The sequence below is a fragment of the Shewanella profunda genome (assembly GCF_023283765.1).
GTDB classification, from domain to species: domain Bacteria; phylum Pseudomonadota; class Gammaproteobacteria; order Enterobacterales; family Shewanellaceae; genus Shewanella; species Shewanella profunda.
Genome location: NZ_JAKILG010000001.1, coordinates 136024 through 155278, shown reverse-complemented (window position 1 = coordinate 155278; position 19255 = coordinate 136024). Strand labels below are relative to the sequence as shown.

Here is a 19255-nt window from a genome sequence, read left to right as displayed (position 1 = left end):
TATTCATGAAGAAAATAGCGCGATTGTCGATGCATTAGTCGAAGGCGTTAGGCAATATAATTTTGAAATTTTAGGGAATGAAAAAGTATTAATAAAGCAATACTGAGCAAAAATTACCGTATAAACACACTTAACTAAAAGCTCTAAAATCAGAGCGCTAATATCAAACCACTTAGCAATGATCGAAATGGGCGTTTTGCATACAGAGTAGACCGATCTGCTCTTGGGATAACAGTGCGCACTCTACGTTATTTTTTACCTTTACTCGCTCAAAATCATCGGCCGTAACATATTCTATTGCCACAGAATAAGCATTGGTTCGGCCGCAATCGAGCCAGATGTTCCCAACTTGAGCCCAGTAATGCAGCGATTGACCTGAGTCGCAGACAAACTCGACTTCAAATCCCCTCGCCTCACACTCATGGTGCGCGCACTCGGATAGAACCAATCTCAAGTTGTCCCAAGCCGATAACTTGATTTCGGTATAGGCGGTTAAGAGTGACTCAACAAATGGATCGTTCACGTATTGATCTCCTGAATATTCGTCAATAAAGACACTGTTCTCAATTGCGATAATCCGCTATCTGACTTATGTCTTCGCCAACATTAAATAGTAATCCCTTGCTGAGACCGTGAAAAAGTCCACCACCTGCATTTGCGCTTTTCCCGAGTGAGCGGCAAATGAACGCTCATTTTCCTCTGCGATAAAAGTCAGCATATAACTAAAATGCGGCGCAACAACCGAGCGGAGCGCCTTCACTAAGGCTTCAAACACTCCGGTTCCACGATAGGTTTGATGTACCCAAATAGGTCCATATTGGCAGCTATTATTTTTTGTCAGCTTTGGGTCATCCCAACTTAGCTGAGGCAGACGATTTAATAGCGAGCGATAGATCGGCCAAGCCTCGAAAAACGCCCAACGCCCTGCTATCACATAGCCGATAATTTTCGATTCGACCTCGGCAACCATAACCCAATGATGACTCACTAATTCACTGAGTTCATTGCGAGAAAATGCCTGACCTTCAAGGCCAATATTTATCGAAGCTAGCTCATCATTGAGATGTCGTTTCTCAAGCATCACCAACAAATCAATATCTTGCGGGGTCGCTAGTCGTATTATCACTGCAATACTCTCAGTATTTAATGTATTAAGTCGATTCGATTTCAATAATACCAATCACATTAAATATCTAGTCAGTTCAGAGCCTCACAGGCATCTCAATCCAAGGCGCATTGACGCAGAAATGGTCATTCCCTTTTAAGTCAATGCAACACCGGAGTGGGGTGCCTGTGTGGCTCCCGAAGGGCGGCTGATGTTAACGTCATGGCAACGCGCTTTATACTACGTTTAAGGCTTCGACAGGCACCACTATGCCTTCAAGCCTTCGCCTTGTCTAAAGCGCGTTGAACTCCCGCTGAATGAACAGATATTTAATACGATTGGTATAATTATACATTAGCTAAAGGGCAACCCAAGCCTATTGCTCTTCGATGTGAGGATTATTTGTGATAATCATTTGCTAAATATCCTTTTGCTTTCCAAACTTAAGGATGTTTTTTCATCGCTCAAAAAAAACTATGTTACCCGAAACCATCAATCCCCATATCAGCCTACTCGACAGTGATCATCAACAAGTTAACTTAGGTCGCTGGATGCACCAATGTGAGTTACTTAAAAGCTATTACAACGCCACCAGTGTATTTGTATTACAAACGACCAATTTGGGCTTAGAAATCATTGTCAGCTCCGCGAATAAAACACCACTTTTTACTGCTGGTACTATTTACCCCTCTGACTTCAGCCTGTTTCAGCAAATGGTAAACAACCAACCCGATGGAAATTATCAAAATCTCGCCAGTTTTATGCATGATGAGTTACCAAGGGATTTCAATGGCATCCAACAGATTCTTTCACGCCCCATCGCATGGCCAGACGGCAGCCAATTTGGTGCACTATGCGTACTAAACCCCCATATAAATGACACCCTAGGCAATGCGGCAATGCTTGAACCCTTCCAGATATTATTGCAGCAGGAGTTATCATTACTTTGCCAGAACCATCGTATTGAATCTCTCTCAATGCGTGACCAAGAAACGGGCATGCTCAACCATTATGGCTTTGTGATGATGGCGCCAAGACAGCTCAATTTAGGTCGTCGTTTTGGTGCCCATGCGGGGATTATTTTCTTTGAGTTAGCTATTCAACGCGAGGCGGATAAACCGTTAGAAGAAAAACACCACAGATTACTGGGTAACTTGATCCAAGATACAATAAGGACTGCCGATGTCGCCGCCCATTACAGTGTCACGCAATTTGTTGTGCTTGTCTTTGTGGACGGTGAACGGGACGTATTGCACATTATAAAACGCGTTGAAAAACTGCTAGAGCAACAAAATCATCAACTCAAACTTGACACTGGCTATAGTTTTTTTACACCAGAATCAAGCGCTAAACTTGCACCTATGATGGAGGAAGCTCGCAATAAACTGAGCTCAATGCACCCCTCGACTACTGGCTCATCAACTACTGGTACCTCGACGACTGGCTCCTTAACGATTGATAGTGCCGCGCCAAATACACCGATGCTCGATTCTAGTCTGTACGATAATCCTGCCGCTGATTCATCAGAGCTGTAATCAGCGTCATTTTTCATCCTGTTGCTTAGCCCATTGGATAAAAAGCACGACTGGATAGGGCGACATCAACATTAACCCTAAGCCGATAAGGCTTGAGATTAATAACATACCGCTGATTTCTAGACTCCATTGAGTCAACATATAAAACCCAACGCCACAAACTAACATTAACACCCCTAACCAATGTAAAAACTTCAACAAATTCATAGTACTTTTAATTGCATCTACCATATAAACCTCTTTAGGTTTTGAGCTAAACTTGTCAGACTGTGGGCATAATCATGGTAAAAGGAATAGAAACGATGTTAAAACAAACATTCATAGTAAGCGCATTGCTGCTCGGATTAACCGCTTGTCAGGGCTCTGACATAACAAAAAACAATGCGATTCCATTACAGGGCAGTTGGCGCATTGAAGCCATTCAAGGTCAACCCGTTATCGATTACAGCCCAGCACAAATCACCTTTGAAGCCGAAGGTAAACTCCATGGCAATAACAGCTGCAACAACTTTTTTGGCCAATATATTCAGCAAGGGCAAGAGCTTAAACTAATGCCAGCGGGTAGCACAATGAAAGCCTGCGTTGATGCACTCATGCAGCAAGAGCATAAAGTCATGCAAGCGATGCCATTAGTCGCAAAAGCCAAGTTAGCCGAAGGTCGCCTAACGTTGCTCAGTAGCGACAACAAGCCAGTGCTGATCCTCAGCCAAGTTAAATAGCCTTATAAAAAAACCGCCATTGGCGGTTTCTTTAGGTTTTAACTTGGGCCTGTTCCTAATTTAGATCACTACGACCAGAGTGAACCCCTCTCAAGGACTCTACTCGCCATAGAAGATTTATGCATGTCTGCGCTTACTATCGACTTAAGTGCCGACGATTGGAAACAACTATCTAGTACAAAAAACAAGCTACACATTAGCATTCTTAGCCGCTGCATTTTCAAGGGCGGCATTTTGCTCTGCTAACACGGCGCTTTGCGCCATATCGGCATTGTAATGATCTTCATCAAGCTCATCTTCTGATTTTGCAATCACAATGGTTGCCACTAAGTCACCGGATACGTTTACAACCGTACGCGCCATATCCAAGATACGATCAATACCCGCAATTAACGCCACCCCTTCCAACGGTAAACCCACTGTCGATAGCACTAATGTCAACATCACTAAACCAGCACCGGGCACCCCAGCGGTACCGATAGAAGCTAAAGTCGCAGTTAAAATAATGGTGAGATAATCCACCCAAGTTAAGTCAATACCAAAGGCCTGCGCCACAAATAATGCCGTCACACCTTGGTATAACGCCGTACCATCCATATTAATAGTGGTGCCCAGCGGTAACACAAAGCTAGAAATCTTTTTATTTACCCCTAAATACTCACTAGCACATTTCATACTGGCTGGTAGCGTGCCAGCGGAGCTTGAGGTGGTAAAAGCAACCGCCATCGCATTGCTAATTCCCTTAAAGAAATGCAATGGATTCAGCTTAGCGAACACGCGCAATACTATGCTGTAAAAGCCTAAAATATGGATTATACAGCCGAGGTAAACCGCAATAATCACCTTGATTAGCGGCCAAAGCATATCAACGCCATACTCACCGGCCACCCAAGCCATTAAGCCAAACACACCGTAGGGTGCAAGTTTCATCACCATATCAGTGAGCTTATACATCGCCTCGGCTAAGCTCTCAAACACTTTAATCGCTGGCTTACCATGGTCACCAATCAGCACTAACGCAATGCCTAAGGCAACTGCAAATACAATCACTTGCAGAATTTGCCCACTGGCTAATGCCGCGATAGGATTGGTGGGGACTATATCAATCAAGGTCTGCATAACCGATGGTGCTTCCTTTACGGTATGCACTATATCGTGATGCAAGGGCGGCACGCCTGCGCCAGGCTGGATAATATAACCCACCGCAAGCCCTAAACTGATTGCTATTGCCGTAGTACAGAGATAAAACGCGAAGGATTTAAAGCCAATGCGCCCCATTTTGGCCGTGTCTTCCATTGAAGTCACACCGACAATCAACGAGCAGAACACTAAAGGCACGATCAGCATCTTGATTGTATTCACAAACAAAGTGCCGATAGGTTTTAAGTAAACCGCCTGCTCACCTAACACCACCCCAACAGTGATACCTAGCACCATACCAATAAAAATTTGTAGCCACAGTGGCACTGACATCCAACGTGACCAAGCTCGGCCTAGCGCTGACGACCTTTGTTTTGACATGTTTTAAACCCTGATGTTGAAATGATGATATGGCAAAGCCCTGTGCATCGCTGGTGCTAACTTATCTCTCTAAATTAGCTAACCGCTGAGTCTAGCATAATGGATAAAAATCTAAGGATGATCTATATCACGTTGATGCCAACCACCATAAAATCCAACAAATATGATGATCCTTAATATTCACAGGAATATGACAAAAATCATCAATTCAACCCCGTTTGCTACTCGCGGTCTAACTCGTTCTACCGCACTACTCCATGTTTAGATGAGTTTCGTGCTAAAGTAAGTCGCAAAAATATCCCTTATAAAACAAGAGCGGTCTTGCCAAACAATCGCCTAGGAGTTGTTGTATGTTAATTCGTAAAGCTAAAGCTCAAGATCTCACCGCCTTAGTGCAATTTAATCAAGCTATGGCCCAAGAAACTGAAGGCTTAGTGTTAGACGAAACCACGCTTACCAAAGGGGTCAGCACTCTGCTTAATTCACCTGAAAAGGGTTTTTACCTTGTGGCTGAAATAAATGCGGAAATAGTTGGCTCGCTGATGGTGACATTTGAGTGGAGCGATTGGCGCGCTAAGGATTATTACTGGATCCAAAGTGTGTATATTCGCCCGCAAAATCGTCGCCAAGGTATTTATGGTAAACTCTACAACGAAGTCAAACAACTGGCCGAAGCCAATGGTGGCGCCGCAAGCTTCCGTTTATATGTCGAGCAAGAAAACCTCGCCGCACAGCAGACCTATCAAGCATTAGGGATGAAGCAAAGTTACTACTTAATGTACGAAGAAAAATAAACCATTCAATACGTTATAAGTAATAAAAAAGGATCGGGCCAATGGCACGATCCTTTTTTTATGAGTCACGATTCAAGTTTAAACCGTGCTGCAACTGAGATTAAACTTAACGGAAGAAACCAAATAGAATCGCCGTCATTGCCAGCAGACCCGCAATGACCACGAAGATATTGCTGATGCGACCACGGTAAGCTTTTAATGCTGGTACTTTATACACGGCATACATAGGCATCAAGTACAGAATCGCCGCGATAATTGGGCCACCTAAGGCTTCAATCATGCCTAAGATACTTGGGTTGATTACAGCCACAACCCAGATAGTGACAAACATAAAGCCTAGGATGAACTTATTGATCTTCGCATCTTCAACGGATTTGCCACTTGAGCGTAGCTGCTTAACGATCACGCCTTTCATGCCTTCTGTGGCGCCCATGTAATGGCCGAAGAAAGAGGACACAATCGCGATAAAGGCGATTAACGGACCAAAGTAGCTAACAAAACCACTTGAATGCACGTTGGCGAGGTAAGATAAAATCGGTAGGTTCTGTGCTTTGGCTTCTGCCAATTGGGCTGGCGATAACGACAGCACACAAGAGAACACAAACAACATCACAAAGCCCACTAACATCATGGAAGTATTACGTAAAATCACATCCGCTTTACGGGAAGCATTCACGCCGTGATCACGTTTCAGTGAAACAGAAAACTGTGAAATCGCTGGTGAATGGTTAAAGGCGAACACTAATACTGGGATCGTTAACCAAACCGTCCCTAAAAATGCGCCCGCTTCAGGCACAACTTGTAAGGCATCCATTTTCCATTCTGGGATCAAGTAGAACGACATAAAGGCCAAAATACCCACCAATGGATACACCAGCAATTGTGTCACTTTCAACATGAATTTCTCACCTGCAACCATCACAGCCATCATACCGAGGATCAATACACCCGATAAAATGAACCGTGGTGGCGATGCCATTCCCAACTGATTGACGATAAAACTATCGACAGTGTTGGTAATACCCACGCCGTAAATTAAGACAATTGGGTAGATGGCAAAGAAATACAGTACGGTAATGGCTTTACCCGCGCCAACACCAAAATGCTCTTCAACCACTTGGGTAATGTCGCTGCCGGGAATGCTCGATGAACACACAAAACGAGATAGTCCACGGTGAGCTAAGTAGGTCATAGGGCCTATGATGACGGCCATAAGTACTAACGGCCAAAAACCGCCCATACCCGCATTGATAGGTAAAAACAAAATACCCGCACCCACAGCGGTACCAAATAAACTCAGCATCCATGTGGTGTCTTGGCGCGTCCAAGATAAACGTCTTGTTGTATCCTGTTCCTGCGTGCTTTGGGGTGTACCAAGAACACTAATCGTATCTTTTTGCATATAAGGTTACCTTACGGTGTGGCTCGCATAAAAAATTCGCCGTAAGGATAACTAAAAAAACCTTCTAAAAGTTGATCTGACACCATTTAAAGTAAGGGAATTTCAGATTAAAGAGATATTGGGATCTAGATCTATTAACCTATGTAATAAGTTTTCAAAATAGCCTCAAAAAAATCACAAACCAATATCTTAAATGCACAATACATTTACCTTGACACCAAAAATGCGACAAATACCATCCGCTGGGAAAACCAACAAAACCATTAGTCATCACAATAACAACAAAAAAGAGACACCAATCTGCAAGTTACAACCAAAAGCAGAACCAGATCACATTCTTATTTGTTAATTTTTAACAGCTTATTAGGGCCTGTTGACGTTTCGAGATAGCCAAACAACTATTTTGCGAGTGAGATAAAAATGGCCCACATTTGTGGGCCATTTTAGCAACTACAGCGTTAATCAGTTCGGTTTTTGTAGTGTCAGTTCAATCGTTGATACTACGGCAGGCGCAATATCAGCCTCTTTAAATAACAAGGGACGAAAGCTTTTCGTGCTTGAATACAACACACTTTGATCGGTAAATTCAGGCGTCAGAATATTGCTAGACTCAGAGTAAGTTAATATTCCGCGGGCTACTGGACCTTCATCGGTAAAACTCACCGCCATCATCCAACTCGAACCATAACGGATCTGATATCCCTTAGCGGTTAGCCCTGAACCTAGGGCTTTACCCGTCACCACATCCATCACTGAAGCGTATTTGTGCTGCGGGATCAAGGTGTCATCGCCAGAAAGGCTGGTCGAAAACACATTAAAGCCCCCCTCGGCATTATGACTACCCGGCCAAGGTAAACGCGCCCCACTCGGGGTGCCATCGGGTAACGATTTTTCTACAAACTGTACATCGCCCAATGGCGCATCTAAGACAAAACCTGCCGCCTCTAAGTTAAGTGATGCTTGGGCTAACGCCACCAAAACACTGCCATCGGTAGCCAAGGTTTTAGGTGTTGTCGCCGCATTGGCAGGATCAAATCCCTGCGTCAGCATAGTTGTTTGATTAAATAGATGAGCAAACTCACGCAGCAAGGCACCACCTTTGCTATCGTTATCTTGCTTACCATTCCATGCCTTTAATGCCGCGCAAGCTGAGGTGACATCTTTAGATAGACTCGCTGAAACCACAACAGGCGTACTGCCTTGAGCATCACATTGAGCAATCAAATCAGGCAACACCAGCTCTGCTAGATAGCTTCGATTCGACAACACTGCCGCTTCAAGCTCTTCTAAACTGAACTTACCATCTGCGCCAGCCGCATCCTGCATTAACGCTAAACCCATTCGAGTGCGTAGTGACAACTGTCCCGCCTCTGCGCCATACATAGGTGAGAAGTAGGTCAGCGGTTCACTGAGGTTGGTTGACCAGAATGAGTCATTGGAGTTTTGCACAAAGTCGCTGCGCTCCAGCTTTGGTGCACGCTCATAGGGCGTAGGACCATCAAAACTGAATAACGAGGTATTACCGGGCAGAATGGTAAAACCTGCTTGGGCTTTAGCCGCTTTAATATCTGGCGAAGTTTTTAGCAATACCACAGCCGACTCCGAAAGCCCCGGCACGGTAGAGTCGTCAATATAGAAGGCATTCCCCTCCCTATCGGCGTACATAGTGTTATTGAAAATGACCCCATCGTAATCTTTAAAGGCCTGTTGGAACTCTTGCTTATTCGTCGCACGGTTCATCGCAAGCCAATGGTCAACAGGATCCATAGTGCCCATATTGGCATCTTGGATCATAAAGGCACTGCCATCATCCCAGCCAAAGGGGGCTAAAGCTGGCGGCGCTTCAACCATGGGGCCCTTTGCTGTGGTGTAAATGTCCTTTTCGGCGACCAATATGCCCGCTGGGCCGGCATTCACTAGAATCGATACCGTTTCTTTAGTGATAGGCATAGGCTGACCATCGAACAAATACTGCATGCGATCACCCGCAACTAACTCAAGGTTATACATCACAAAGTGTTCGGCGGTAGAGAAGGTATGAGTCCAAGCTAAGTCTTTGTTAAAACCGATATTAATCGGGCCAGGCATACCTACCAGCGAGCCGCCCATCATATCGATATGCCCGGGAATAGTGATATGAGACTGCCAAAAGCGCAGGTTACCCGTATGCGGGAAATGTGGATTACCCAGTACCATGCCTTTACCGTTTTCGGTTTTGTCTTTACCTAAACCCCAACCGTTTGAACCTAAATCACGGGGATTGGTGTCTGGCGTCGTCATACGTGCGGCGCGGGCCATCAACTTAGATTGCATATCGGCAACAAACGCCGTTTGATCTTGGCTTGGCGCGGGCCCAACAATCCGCGGCATATATTCCTCTGCATCTCCCGGATTAGCGTAGAAAATCAAATCGAGGAAGTTAGCTGCGCCGGGTAGTAAAGCGATAGAAAACAGATAGGTGACAACATCTTCTGCCACTATGGGTTTTACCCAAGGTTGACCGTTACAGAAAGGTTCTGCCGTTTGTTTACCCGCTTCAACATCGGCAAGATATTGATTATAGCCAGAGGCAAAACCTTGGATCAGCGCCCGCGAGTTTTCACTAAAATTAGGCCACTTAGCTTCGGCTTGTGCTCTGATCTTTAACGCTTTATAGGCAAAGTCAGAGATTAAGTTGCCGTTATCTTCCGCCGTAGGTAGACCCGTAGTGAAATCAATCGACGCGTGAGGACCAAAGTACATAGAACGCTGCGAATTAGCCTTCACAAAACCATCGGCTAATACGCACAGATTATCCTGCGCCTGCGCATAGCCACTACCAAAACCCAAACTTTCTAAGTTATCGGCTTGGATATGTGGTACACCGTAGGTTGTTCGACGAATATTCGCCTTAAGTAGACCGTTAGGGGCAAAGGTTTGAAGCTGGGTTTCGGGTTCTGTCGGTGTGGTGCTATCTTCGTTGTCGTTACAACCCGCGAGCATAACGCCGCAGGTCATACCCATAGCAATGACGAGTTTGTTGAATTTCATTATTATCTCTTAATTTTGATTCCTTCAATGACATAGCCTTACTGCAAATTTCAGTCTGAGTACTGAAGGAGCAATAATATATGTCGCGTCCTGATGTCCAAGCCTGGCTATTTCGCCCCCCATTCAGCAGTATTTTTTACTGAGCTTCACTGACGAATATGGCAGAATAGAAAACCCGATGCTTGAACATCTCTACCCATTTAAGCAATGATCTAAACGAGCGTCTACATCAAAAGCGTAAACAAATAACTTATATGCAACAAAATATTATCAAGATAAAAGTAGGCTCAAAAAACCCTGTAAAAATCAGTGCAGCAGCTAAAGCAATGGCACAACTATTCCCTGATGCACAAATCGATGCGCAGGGTATGGATGCCCCTTCAGGTGTTGCAGACCAGCCCATGACGGATCTCGAAACCCGTCAAGGTGCCATTAATCGTGTACGTTATTGCCAACAACAAAGCCAAAAGCAAAACACTGAGGCCGATTACTATTTTGCGATGGAAGGTGGTGTCGATTGTTTTGAGTTTGGCCCTGCCACATTCGCCTATATTGCCATTGGTCATCAAGATCAGCTTGCCATTGGTCGCAGTGCCATTCTGCCTCTGCCAATGCAGGTTTATCGAGCATTAGAAGCCGGTGAAGAACTCGGGGTGGTGATGGACAAATTATTTAATACAGTCAATATCAAACAAAAAGGAGGCGCCATAGGCTTACTCACCCACGGCCATGCAACCCGTGAGAGCAATTATACCCACGCCATTATTCTTGCCATGGCTCCACTATTAAATCCTGAGTTTTACCTATAATTTGTTATTGGTTTGTTGCAATAAATATTAAGCCTCACTAGATTGTGACTTGCAACCAAAGCTAACTGACTCAGTCTCACTTTATGTCACTCCTATGACTCAACCTGTGGTTTTACTATGGCGAATCTAATACAGCATCTACAACATCAAAAAGCACAGCCTTCAGAACCAGCGCAACCCGTGCTCACGCCTTGTGGATCAACCAGTCAGCTTAGGCACTTATCCCGCTATATGGTGCGACATTTAGGCGTGCTCAATGCTGCCTGTGGTGACTTACCCCTCTCCCCCGTTCAAGCCCATGCATTACTTGAGATAGGCAACCAACCGCTGACCATCAAAGAACTTGCCCATAAACTCAGCATAGATAAGTCCAATGCCAGCCGAGCGATCAAACATTTAGCTGATAAGAATCTCGCCCAGAGTCAAACTCATCCACGGGATAACCGTTGCTTAGTGGTGCAACTTACACCCACGGGGAAAAAGTTGCTCGCAAAATTAGATACTCAGCAAAATCAATTATTTCAAGAGATCTTAGCCCAACTGACTCCGGCACAAACCCTGCAAATAGAGCAAGCCCTAATGCTATATAATCAAGCGATACATCACGCCAAACACCAAAGTGGTTGCCTTATCCGCCAAGCTACAGTTCAAGATGATGCCGCTATTGCCCAAGTGATCCGCGATGTTTCGGCCGAATATGGCTTAACCGCAGATAAAGGTTATAGCGTGGCAGATCCCACCTTAGATTGCTTAAGCCAAATTTACTCCCAAGCGGGTGCGAATTATTGGGTGGTAGAACTAGATGGTCGCGTTGTTGGCGGTGCTGGCATTGCCCCATTAGCCAATAATGCCGGCATTTGTGAACTGCAAAAAATGTACTTTATGCCCGAAGTCCGTGGCAGGGGCCTCGCCAAACGCATGGCGCTTATGGCACTCGATTTCGCCCGCGAAGCAGGTTACCAAAAGTGCTATTTAGAAACCACTGCCAGCTTAAAAGAAGCGGTGAAACTCTATGAAAAATTAGGTTTTGTGCATTTATCGGCCCCACTGGGTAACACAGGCCACGACGCCTGCGAAATGCCGATGCTACTTAAACTCGATAAATAAAAAACCAGTCAACAGGGTACTGATAACACTCAAACGCATGGGTTATCCTTAACGTAATTGGCCAATGGCCAGAGTTGAAAGCGGCAAACTTATCACAAGTGTTTTTTAGTGTTGTTATGTTTGAAATTTGGAATGACAGTCTGGACTTAGTCTTTAAAAGTGAGTGGAGTAGACCAAACTAGGGAGCGACTTTATGCTTTCAAACTTCGTTTGATTGTTTTTAAATGCAAAGTCAAAGTCGTGGGGTGAAGCCCCATGACTTTGACAATTCTAAAATTGAACTCACTGAACAGTACAGCTCAGACAGCAAAGTCATTCACAAATATTGACATCCACTTGGCACCTATCTTTAAAGCGACCTCAATCACTATTGGCTTGAAATGAAACCGAAAGCAGATTATGTTGCTGATTTAAAATGACTGGCAGGATTGCCGATTTGATTATCTATTCTAAGGAAAGAGTATGTTTTTTACATTACTGTTTATTACATTTGCACTATCTATAACCGTTTCATTTCTGGTTGTTTCGATTTTCAAAAAACCACTGGGAGAAATATTTTCTCGAATAATTCAAGATTCAATAAGTGCCGCTTGGCAAAAATATGTCATTTTTGCCACATACGTTGTGGGCATTTCTGGCGGAGTTAGGATTTATGATTTAGAGCGCTACATTACCGCTCGACATAAAGATGTAGAAATTCTACAGCTAACTCTAGAACGTTGGACTATTGAGATCTATCGGACAATTATTGAAACTTTGCAAAGTATCGCATGGATGTATCTTATCGTATTCATATTTGCCCTTATCGCATATGTCATTGTTAGAGGCTTTGAACTTAAAAACGCTAACAAGCAATAAACAAAAATCGCGTTAAGCTTAGCCTAACGCGATTGTTTATTTTCAATCTACCGCTTAATCACCAAAGTCATCGAGTAGGATATTTTCCGGCTCAACGCCTAGGCTTTCGAGCATCCTAATGACTGATGAGTTCATGATTGGAGGCCCACACATATAGTACTCACAATCCTCTGGCGCTTTATGATTTTTAAGATAATTCTCATAAATCACATTATGGATAAAGCCGGTATAACCCGTCCAATTATCCTCGGGCAATGGCTCTGATAACGCCACATGCCAAACGAAGTTGTCATTCTCGGCCGCTAAAGCATCAAAATCCGCTTGATAAAACACTTCACGGGTAGAACGTGCGCCGTACCAGAAGCTCATTTTACGCTTAGTTTTCTTACTCTTAAGCTGGTCGAAAATATGCGAGCGCATAGGCGCCATACCCGCACCACCGCCAATAAATACCATTTCAGCATCGGTTTCCTTCACGAAGAACTCACCGAAGGGGCCTGAAATCGTCACTGTATCGCCCGCTTTAAGATTAAAAATATAGGATGACATCTTGCCCGCTGGCACATTGGCAGAAGGCGGCGTTGCAATTCGCACGTTCAGCATAATGCGACCCTTTTCATCGGGATAGTTCGCCATAGAGTAAGCGCGCAATACGTCTTCATTCACAGTAGAAACAATGTCAAACAAACCGTATTTATCCCAATCGCCACGGTATTTGGCTGGAATATCAAAGTCAGCGTATTTCACTACATGGGCTGGCGCTTCAATCTGAATATACCCTCCCGCTCTAAAGTGAACATCTTCACCTTCGGGCAACTTAAGTAATAACTCTTTGATAAAAGTCGCTTTATTATCATTAGAGATCACTTCGCACTGCCACTTTTTCACCCCAAAGATTTCTTCGTCAAGCTCAAGTTCCATATCGGTTTTCACCGCAACTTGGCAGGCAAGACGACAGCCTTCTTTGGCCTCTTTCTTGGTAATATGGCCCATCTCAGTCGGCAAAATATCACCACCGCCTGATTTAACTTTTACACGGCATTGGCCGCAGGTGCCGCCACCACCACAGGCTGACGGAATAAAAATACTCTGACTCGCTAAGGCGCCCAGTAACTTGTCACCTGCAGCGACCTTAATGCTTCTTTCGGCATCATCATTAATGCCGATTGTCACTTCACCACTTGTGACTAATTTCTTTTTGGCGATAAGGATCACTATCACCAATAAACAGACCACTAGCGTGAACATGCCTATGCCAATTGCCATTTCCATCGTATAACCCTTTTCTAGCTCTTTTCTAAAAAGAATGTGGTTTCACTTTCTCAACTTTTGGCTCGCGTACTGCACCTTTACAACGAGATCCCTGAGAAAGACATAAACCCAAGCGCCATCAAGCCCGTCGTAATAAAGGTGATGCCAATGCCTTGTAACCCTTCTGGGATCGCATGGAATTTCATTCTTTCACGCAGTCCCGCAAGCATGACAATCGCCAACGCCCAGCCAAGGCCTGAGCCCATGGCAAACACCACTGACTCACCGAAGTTGTAATCGCGGTTTGCCATAAAAATCACCCCAGCAAAAATCGCACAGTTTACGGTGAGCAAAGGCAAGAAGATCCCGAGCGAGTCATACAGGCTAGGAATGTACTTATCCAAGAACATTTCTAAGATTTGTACTAATGCTGCTATCACACCGATAAAAGTGATCAATTGCAGATAACTTAAATCGATAGTAGCTAAACCTGCCCAAGACAGTGCACCAGGTGCTAACACTTTGACGTAAATCAGCTGATTTAACGGCACGGCCAAGGTCATCACCACAATCACAGCCACACCTAAACCAAAGGCGGTGGACACCTTTTTAGAAACCGCCAAGAAAGTACACATGCCCAAAAAGAATGACAGTGCCATGTTGTCAATAAAAGTGGCCTGCAAAAATAGATTTATATAGTGTTCCATATCTGCTCCTTAACCCCGTTTCCGCTGGATCACATTGATAGTCCAGATCAACACACCGATCAGGAAGAAGGCACTCGGCGGTAACTTAAACATCTCGTTCGGCAAATACCAACCGCCGTTTTCGATGGTGGTAAACACAGGATGACCAAATAAATTACCCGTGCCGAAGAGTTCACGCACAAAAGCGACGCTTAACAAAACTAAGCCATAACCCATCGCATTACCCAAAGCATCAACAATCGCCAAATGCGGTGGATACTTCATGGCGAAGGCCTCTGCGCGGCCCATGATGATACAGTTAGTAATAATTAACCCAACAAATACAGAAAGTTGCTTAGATAATTCATAGGCGACGTCTTGCAAAACCATGTCGACGATAATCACTAAAGAAGCAATAACCGTCATTTGAGCGATAATGCGCACACTGTTAGGAATAAAACTGCGGATAGTCGAAATGATCAGGTTAGAGAACACCAATACAAAGGTCACCGCCAGTGTCATCACTAGAGCCGTTTGCATTGAGTTACTGACGGCTAACGCTGAACATACGCCCAGCACTTGCATAGCAACGGGGTTATTGGCAAACACTGGCCCCGTTAACATGTCACGCATGGATAAAGTGTTGCTCATTTGGCACCTCCCAACTCACCTTGCACCGCCGACGTTTTTAACTGGTTGAAGAAGGTTTGAAAACCCTCAACCCCAAACCAAAACTCCATTGCGCGCTGTACACCACGGCCAGTCATGGTCGCGCCACTCACCGCATCCACGCCGTGAACATCGCCTTCTTTGGCACCACCTTTAACGAGGCGTATCGAAAATTTGCCTTTGCCATCAAATAATTGCTTACCCTTCCACTGCGATGACCAACTAGGATCTGTCAAAAAATCACCGATACCCGGCGTTTCACCGTGCTCGTACACCACTAGTCCTTTAATGGTGTTGAAGTCGGGTTCAACCGCCACATAACCGTAAATCATCGACCAAAGTCCTTTGCCGTAGAATGGCACGACCACACTCGATAATTTGCCTTCAGCATCGAATACTTTAAATACGCGGGCATCATTCGCACGGGTTTTAATCTTCGCAATATCTTTTTTAGGCGCACTTGAGGTCTCAGGATTAATCGCCGCCATACGCTCGTCAAAATCAAGCACGTTAGCGTCAGAATCCACTTTACCAGTGTCAAGGTTGATCAATAATGGCTTAACAGATTTAGCAAAAATATCTCTAAACTCATTACCTTGGCCTAAGTTAACATCGGCAGCCATCAACACATAACGCTGCACTTCATCACGTTTTTTCGCTAATTTACGCTCTTTCAATATGCCTGCGGTGCCGGTGATCATAAAGGAACACAAAAGGCAGAGCGTAATGGTGAAGATCATGGTCCCCACCACTGTATCTTTCTTAAATACCATGACGTTTTAATCTCCGTTTGATGTTGGCGCGGGCCACCAGATAATCGAACAGCGGTGCCCAAAGGTTGGCAAACAGAATCGCTAACATCACGCCTTCAGCCATTTTGGGGTTCGCTACACGGATAAGCACTGTCATAAAACCAATCAAGACACCGTAAACATATTTGCCTGGACGAGTATAAGAAGTCGTAACAGGGTCGGTTGCCATAAACATCATCGCCAACGCAAAACCGCCCGTAACAAGATGCCAAGTCCACGGCATTGCCATCATTTGGTTGCTGCTAGAACCAATAACATTACATAGGGTTGCAGTGGCTATCATGCCAAGCAGTACACCCGCAACAATACGCCAATCTGCTAAACGGCTAATCAGCAGTAATGCGCCGCCGATTAAAATAGCTAAGGTACTGGTTTCGCCAATGGCGCCCACGGTAAAACCAAAAAAGTTGTTCCACCAATTTGGGTCTCTAAAGGCGCTATACCATGAGTAATCGGCAAAACTCAGCTTGCCCGCCGCGGTTTGTGCCAGTGCAGTCGCACCGGAGAAGCCATCAATGGCCACTAACTGTTTTACGGTAGAAACTTCAGATGGATAGGCAAAGTAAATAAAGGCAAGACCCGCCAGCGCAGGGTTAAGGAAGTTATACCCCATGCCGCCAAAAAGTTCTTTAGCCACTACCACACCAAAGGAAATCCCCATGGCCACCAACCACAACGGTGTCGATACAGGCAGGATTAAGGTAAACAGCAGCGCCGTCACGAAGAAACCTTCGTGTAATTCTTGGCCACGAACCCGTGCAAATACGACTTCCCAAAATAAACTGGTTAGCAGTGCGGTGAGATAAATGGGTAGATAGAAACTTAAGCCATAGAGGAATAAACCGAGTAATCCTGTGTCTTGGCTAAGACCACCAAACAGAGTATTAAAGATTACCAACTTCCAAACATCTGGGGTCGATAAGCCACTCGCCAGCGCAATCTGTGCCTGTAAGCCTACGTTATATAAACCAAATAAAATGGCAGGTAGTAAACAAAGGCCGACTAAGGTCATGGTACGTTTTACGTCAATCGCGTCACGTACATGCACTTGTCCCTTAGTGCTGCGGCCACTGGCAATCACCAATGAACGCAAAAAGCCCTTCATCGATTTACCCGTGGCGTAATACTCTTGCTGTAAATCAGGTTTTTTAGGTTGTGTCGTCATTAACCTTCCCTCTCGATAACATCTAGACAGGCACGTAACTCTTTACCAAAGTCATATTTGCCGGGACACACAAAGGTACATAGCGCCAAATCTTCTTCATCCAGCTCTAATGCGCCCAAGGCCTGCGCCTCATCGGTATCACGCACCACTAAGTCTCGAACCAGCAAGGTGGGTAAAATATCCAGTGGCATCACGCGATCTAACTGACCAAAAGCCATCATGGCGCGAGCTGAACCGCCCTGATGAGTTGTAAACTCGAACAATTTAGTTGCACCAAACAGACGTGATGTTACGGCACGAGTAATGGAGAATTTATCCGAACCACCACGAACCCAAGGGAGCACGTGATGCTGCGCATCTTCTGCCAGTACTGATACTTGGTTATGAAATCGCCCTAAAAAGTCATGCACACCCGTTGCCGTATGGCCTGATAACACTGAACCTGATACCACACGGTTATTAGCGGGTTTAATTTCACCAGCCACGAGCACACTCAACTCAGCCCCAAGCTGAGTACGCAGTAAACGCGGATTCAGCACGCTCGGGCCACCTAAGGCGACGATACGGTCGGTATACAATTGACCTGTTAGGAATAACTTGCCGTAGGCAATCACATCCTGATAGCCAATGTGCCATACCTGACGCTCTAAACTGACAGGCAACGTAAAGTGGATATGGGTGCCTACTAGCCCCGCTGGATGCACGCCTGTAAAGCGGCGAATTTCAAGATTAGGTGAAACATCACTGGCAATGGCATCGCCCTTGTCCTGACATAGGTAAACCTTGCCTTCGGTTAAGCGAGTCAATAGCTGTAAACCCGTCTTAAAGGCTTCGGGTTGTTCGGCAATAATCAAACGGGGATCGGCGGCAAGTGGATTGGTATCTATCGCGGTAACAAATATACCGGCAGGCTGGCTATCTAAAGCTGGCACTCTTGAAAAAGGACGAGTGCGAAGCGCCGTCCACAAACCACTGCTAACGAGTTGTTCCTGCACCACTTGGCGCGATAAGGAGGCTACTTCAGGAAAAATATCAAAACGGATCTGCTCATCCGCATCTAATCCATCGCAACGGATCATTACGGATTGCAGCACTCGGCGCTCGCCGCGGTTAATCGCTACAATTTCGCCACTGGCTGGGGCGGTAAATAAGGCTCCCTTTGTTTTTTTATCTTCAAACAAAGGTTGACCCTTTTTGACCTTATCGCCGACCTCAACCAACATAGTCGGTTTTAGGCCAACATATTCCTCGCCCAGTATGGCCACTTGGGATGGCTTATTACTGGATTCGATGATCTGGCGTGGCTCGCCCGCTATCGGCAAGTCGAGGCCTTTTTTGATCGTTATAATTTGGTTTGAAAAATCTGCCATCACAAATATCAACCATAAAAAATTTTTAGATACCTCTAGGGTATAGGTTTGTTAACAAAGATTCCGATATTGGCGTCACATTCCGCGTCAAATTTGTAAGTTAGATACGTAAACTTACGTGATTTAGTGACGCAGCTTCACATCTAGTCCCAATACAAACCCTGAAATGTAGTTTTATAACAACTTGTACATAAATACAGTGTTGCTGTTTTAGTTATCACTAAGGTTCTCATAAATAAGCAGAAATTTAGATTTCAACACAATTTAATGACAAAACCACTAAAACTTACACTTACCGAACAAACTTCAATCAATGTCTTGCATTAAGATAGGGTAAAAGGGGTTTACTTACTGGTGATTTTTAACGCACTGATATCAGGGACTGTGCTTTAACCTTTGCTTTACAGTAAAAGCTTGATAGC

18 protein-coding genes are annotated in these 19255 nt (G+C 44.9%); 6 read left to right on the top strand and 12 right to left on the bottom strand.

All coding sequences use genetic code 11. The features are described from left to right. Nucleotides 1-172 precede the first annotated feature (172 nt). Both L2744_RS00815 and L2744_RS00810 read right to left on the bottom strand, forming a co-directional pair. The gene (locus L2744_RS00815; RefSeq protein ID WP_248990261.1) at nucleotides 173-523 is read right to left on the bottom strand and encodes a hypothetical protein; all 351 of its coding nucleotides are present in this window, start codon (nucleotides 521-523) and stop codon (nucleotides 173-175) included. A gap of 66 nt (nucleotides 524-589) precedes the next feature. Then, the gene (locus L2744_RS00810; protein ID WP_248990260.1) at nucleotides 590-1126 is read right to left on the bottom strand and encodes a GNAT family N-acetyltransferase; all 537 of its coding nucleotides are present in this window, start codon (nucleotides 1124-1126) and stop codon (nucleotides 590-592) included. Nucleotides 1127-1581: 455 nt separating this feature from the next. On the opposite strand from L2744_RS00810, the gene L2744_RS00805 reads away from it, so the two are divergent. Further along, a complete protein-coding gene (locus L2744_RS00805) occupies nucleotides 1582-2640 on the top strand; it encodes a GGDEF domain-containing protein (protein ID WP_248990259.1) in 1059 nt (352 codons plus the stop codon). 6 nt (nucleotides 2641-2646) lie between these two features. On the opposite strand, the gene L2744_RS00800 is transcribed toward L2744_RS00805, so the two are convergent. Beyond that, a complete protein-coding gene (locus tag L2744_RS00800; RefSeq protein WP_248990258.1) occupies nucleotides 2647-2871 on the bottom strand; it encodes a hypothetical protein in 225 nt (74 codons plus the stop codon). 71 nt (nucleotides 2872-2942) lie between these two features. On the opposite strand from L2744_RS00800, the gene L2744_RS00795 reads away from it, so the two are divergent. Continuing rightward, nucleotides 2943-3359, top strand: coding sequence for an META domain-containing protein (locus tag L2744_RS00795; protein WP_248990257.1), 417 nt, complete (start codon nucleotides 2943-2945; stop codon nucleotides 3357-3359). 189 nt (nucleotides 3360-3548) lie between these two features. On the opposite strand, the gene L2744_RS00790 is transcribed toward L2744_RS00795, so the two are convergent. After that, complete coding sequence (locus L2744_RS00790) at nucleotides 3549-4880, bottom strand: dicarboxylate/amino acid:cation symporter (protein WP_248990256.1); 1332 nt, start codon at nucleotides 4878-4880, stop codon at nucleotides 3549-3551. Nucleotides 4881-5230: 350 nt separating this feature from the next. Here L2744_RS00790 and L2744_RS00785 point away from each other — a divergent pair, with 350 nt between their 5' ends. Beyond that, complete coding sequence (locus tag L2744_RS00785) at nucleotides 5231-5674, top strand: GNAT family N-acetyltransferase (RefSeq protein WP_248990255.1); 444 nt, start codon at nucleotides 5231-5233, stop codon at nucleotides 5672-5674. Nucleotides 5675-5780: 106 nt separating this feature from the next. Here L2744_RS00785 and L2744_RS00780 read toward each other — a convergent pair whose 3' ends face one another. Then, entirely contained in the window at nucleotides 5781-7076 is a 1296-nt protein-coding gene (locus tag L2744_RS00780) for a serine/threonine transporter (protein ID WP_248990254.1), read from the bottom strand. Between the two features lie 462 nt (nucleotides 7077-7538). Then, nucleotides 7539-10106 (bottom strand): acylase, encoded by a 2568-nt coding sequence (locus tag L2744_RS00775; RefSeq protein ID WP_248990253.1) that lies wholly within the window; start codon nucleotides 10104-10106, stop codon nucleotides 7539-7541. 254 nt (nucleotides 10107-10360) lie between these two features. Here L2744_RS00775 and yjjX point away from each other — a divergent pair, with 254 nt between their 5' ends. From yjjX to L2744_RS00760, 3 genes are all read left to right on the top strand, one after another. Continuing rightward, nucleotides 10361-10915 (top strand): inosine/xanthosine triphosphatase, encoded by a 555-nt coding sequence (yjjX, locus tag L2744_RS00770; protein WP_248990252.1) that lies wholly within the window; start codon nucleotides 10361-10363, stop codon nucleotides 10913-10915. 117 nt (nucleotides 10916-11032) lie between these two features. Continuing rightward, nucleotides 11033-12022: a GNAT family N-acetyltransferase gene (locus L2744_RS00765; RefSeq protein ID WP_376711920.1), complete on the top strand. Its 990-nt coding sequence runs from the start codon at nucleotides 11033-11035 to the stop codon at nucleotides 12020-12022. A 462-nt stretch (nucleotides 12023-12484) separates the two neighbouring features. After that, the gene (locus tag L2744_RS00760) at nucleotides 12485-12880 is read left to right on the top strand and encodes a hypothetical protein (protein ID WP_248990251.1); all 396 of its coding nucleotides are present in this window, start codon (nucleotides 12485-12487) and stop codon (nucleotides 12878-12880) included. A gap of 54 nt (nucleotides 12881-12934) precedes the next feature. Here the strand turns inward: L2744_RS00760 and nqrF are convergent, their stop codons facing one another. The 6 genes from nqrF to L2744_RS00730 form a co-directional block, all read right to left on the bottom strand. Next, nucleotides 12935-14152 carry an NADH:ubiquinone reductase (Na(+)-transporting) subunit F gene (gene nqrF / locus L2744_RS00755; protein WP_248990250.1) on the bottom strand — a complete coding sequence of 406 codons (1218 nt, stop codon included), beginning with the start codon at nucleotides 14150-14152 and terminating at the stop codon, nucleotides 12935-12937. A 77-nt stretch (nucleotides 14153-14229) separates the two neighbouring features. Continuing rightward, a complete protein-coding gene (nqrE, locus tag L2744_RS00750) occupies nucleotides 14230-14838 on the bottom strand; it encodes an NADH:ubiquinone reductase (Na(+)-transporting) subunit E (RefSeq protein ID WP_248990249.1) in 609 nt (202 codons plus the stop codon). Nucleotides 14839-14847: 9 nt separating this feature from the next. Then, complete coding sequence (locus L2744_RS00745) at nucleotides 14848-15468, bottom strand: NADH:ubiquinone reductase (Na(+)-transporting) subunit D (RefSeq protein WP_248990248.1); 621 nt, start codon at nucleotides 15466-15468, stop codon at nucleotides 14848-14850. Next, on the bottom strand, nucleotides 15465-16259 hold the full coding sequence (locus L2744_RS00740; protein WP_248990247.1) for a Na(+)-translocating NADH-quinone reductase subunit C: 795 nt from the start codon (nucleotides 16257-16259) through the stop codon (nucleotides 15465-15467). The genes L2744_RS00745 and L2744_RS00740 overlap by 4 nt, the downstream gene beginning before the upstream one ends. Further along, complete coding sequence (locus L2744_RS00735) at nucleotides 16249-17463, bottom strand: NADH:ubiquinone reductase (Na(+)-transporting) subunit B (protein WP_248990246.1); 1215 nt, start codon at nucleotides 17461-17463, stop codon at nucleotides 16249-16251. The genes L2744_RS00740 and L2744_RS00735 overlap by 11 nt, the downstream gene beginning before the upstream one ends. Then, complete coding sequence (locus L2744_RS00730; protein ID WP_248990245.1) at nucleotides 17463-18833, bottom strand: Na(+)-translocating NADH-quinone reductase subunit A; 1371 nt, start codon at nucleotides 18831-18833, stop codon at nucleotides 17463-17465. Before L2744_RS00730 ends, L2744_RS00735 begins: the two co-directional genes overlap by 1 nt. Between the last annotated feature and the right edge of the window lie 422 nt (nucleotides 18834-19255).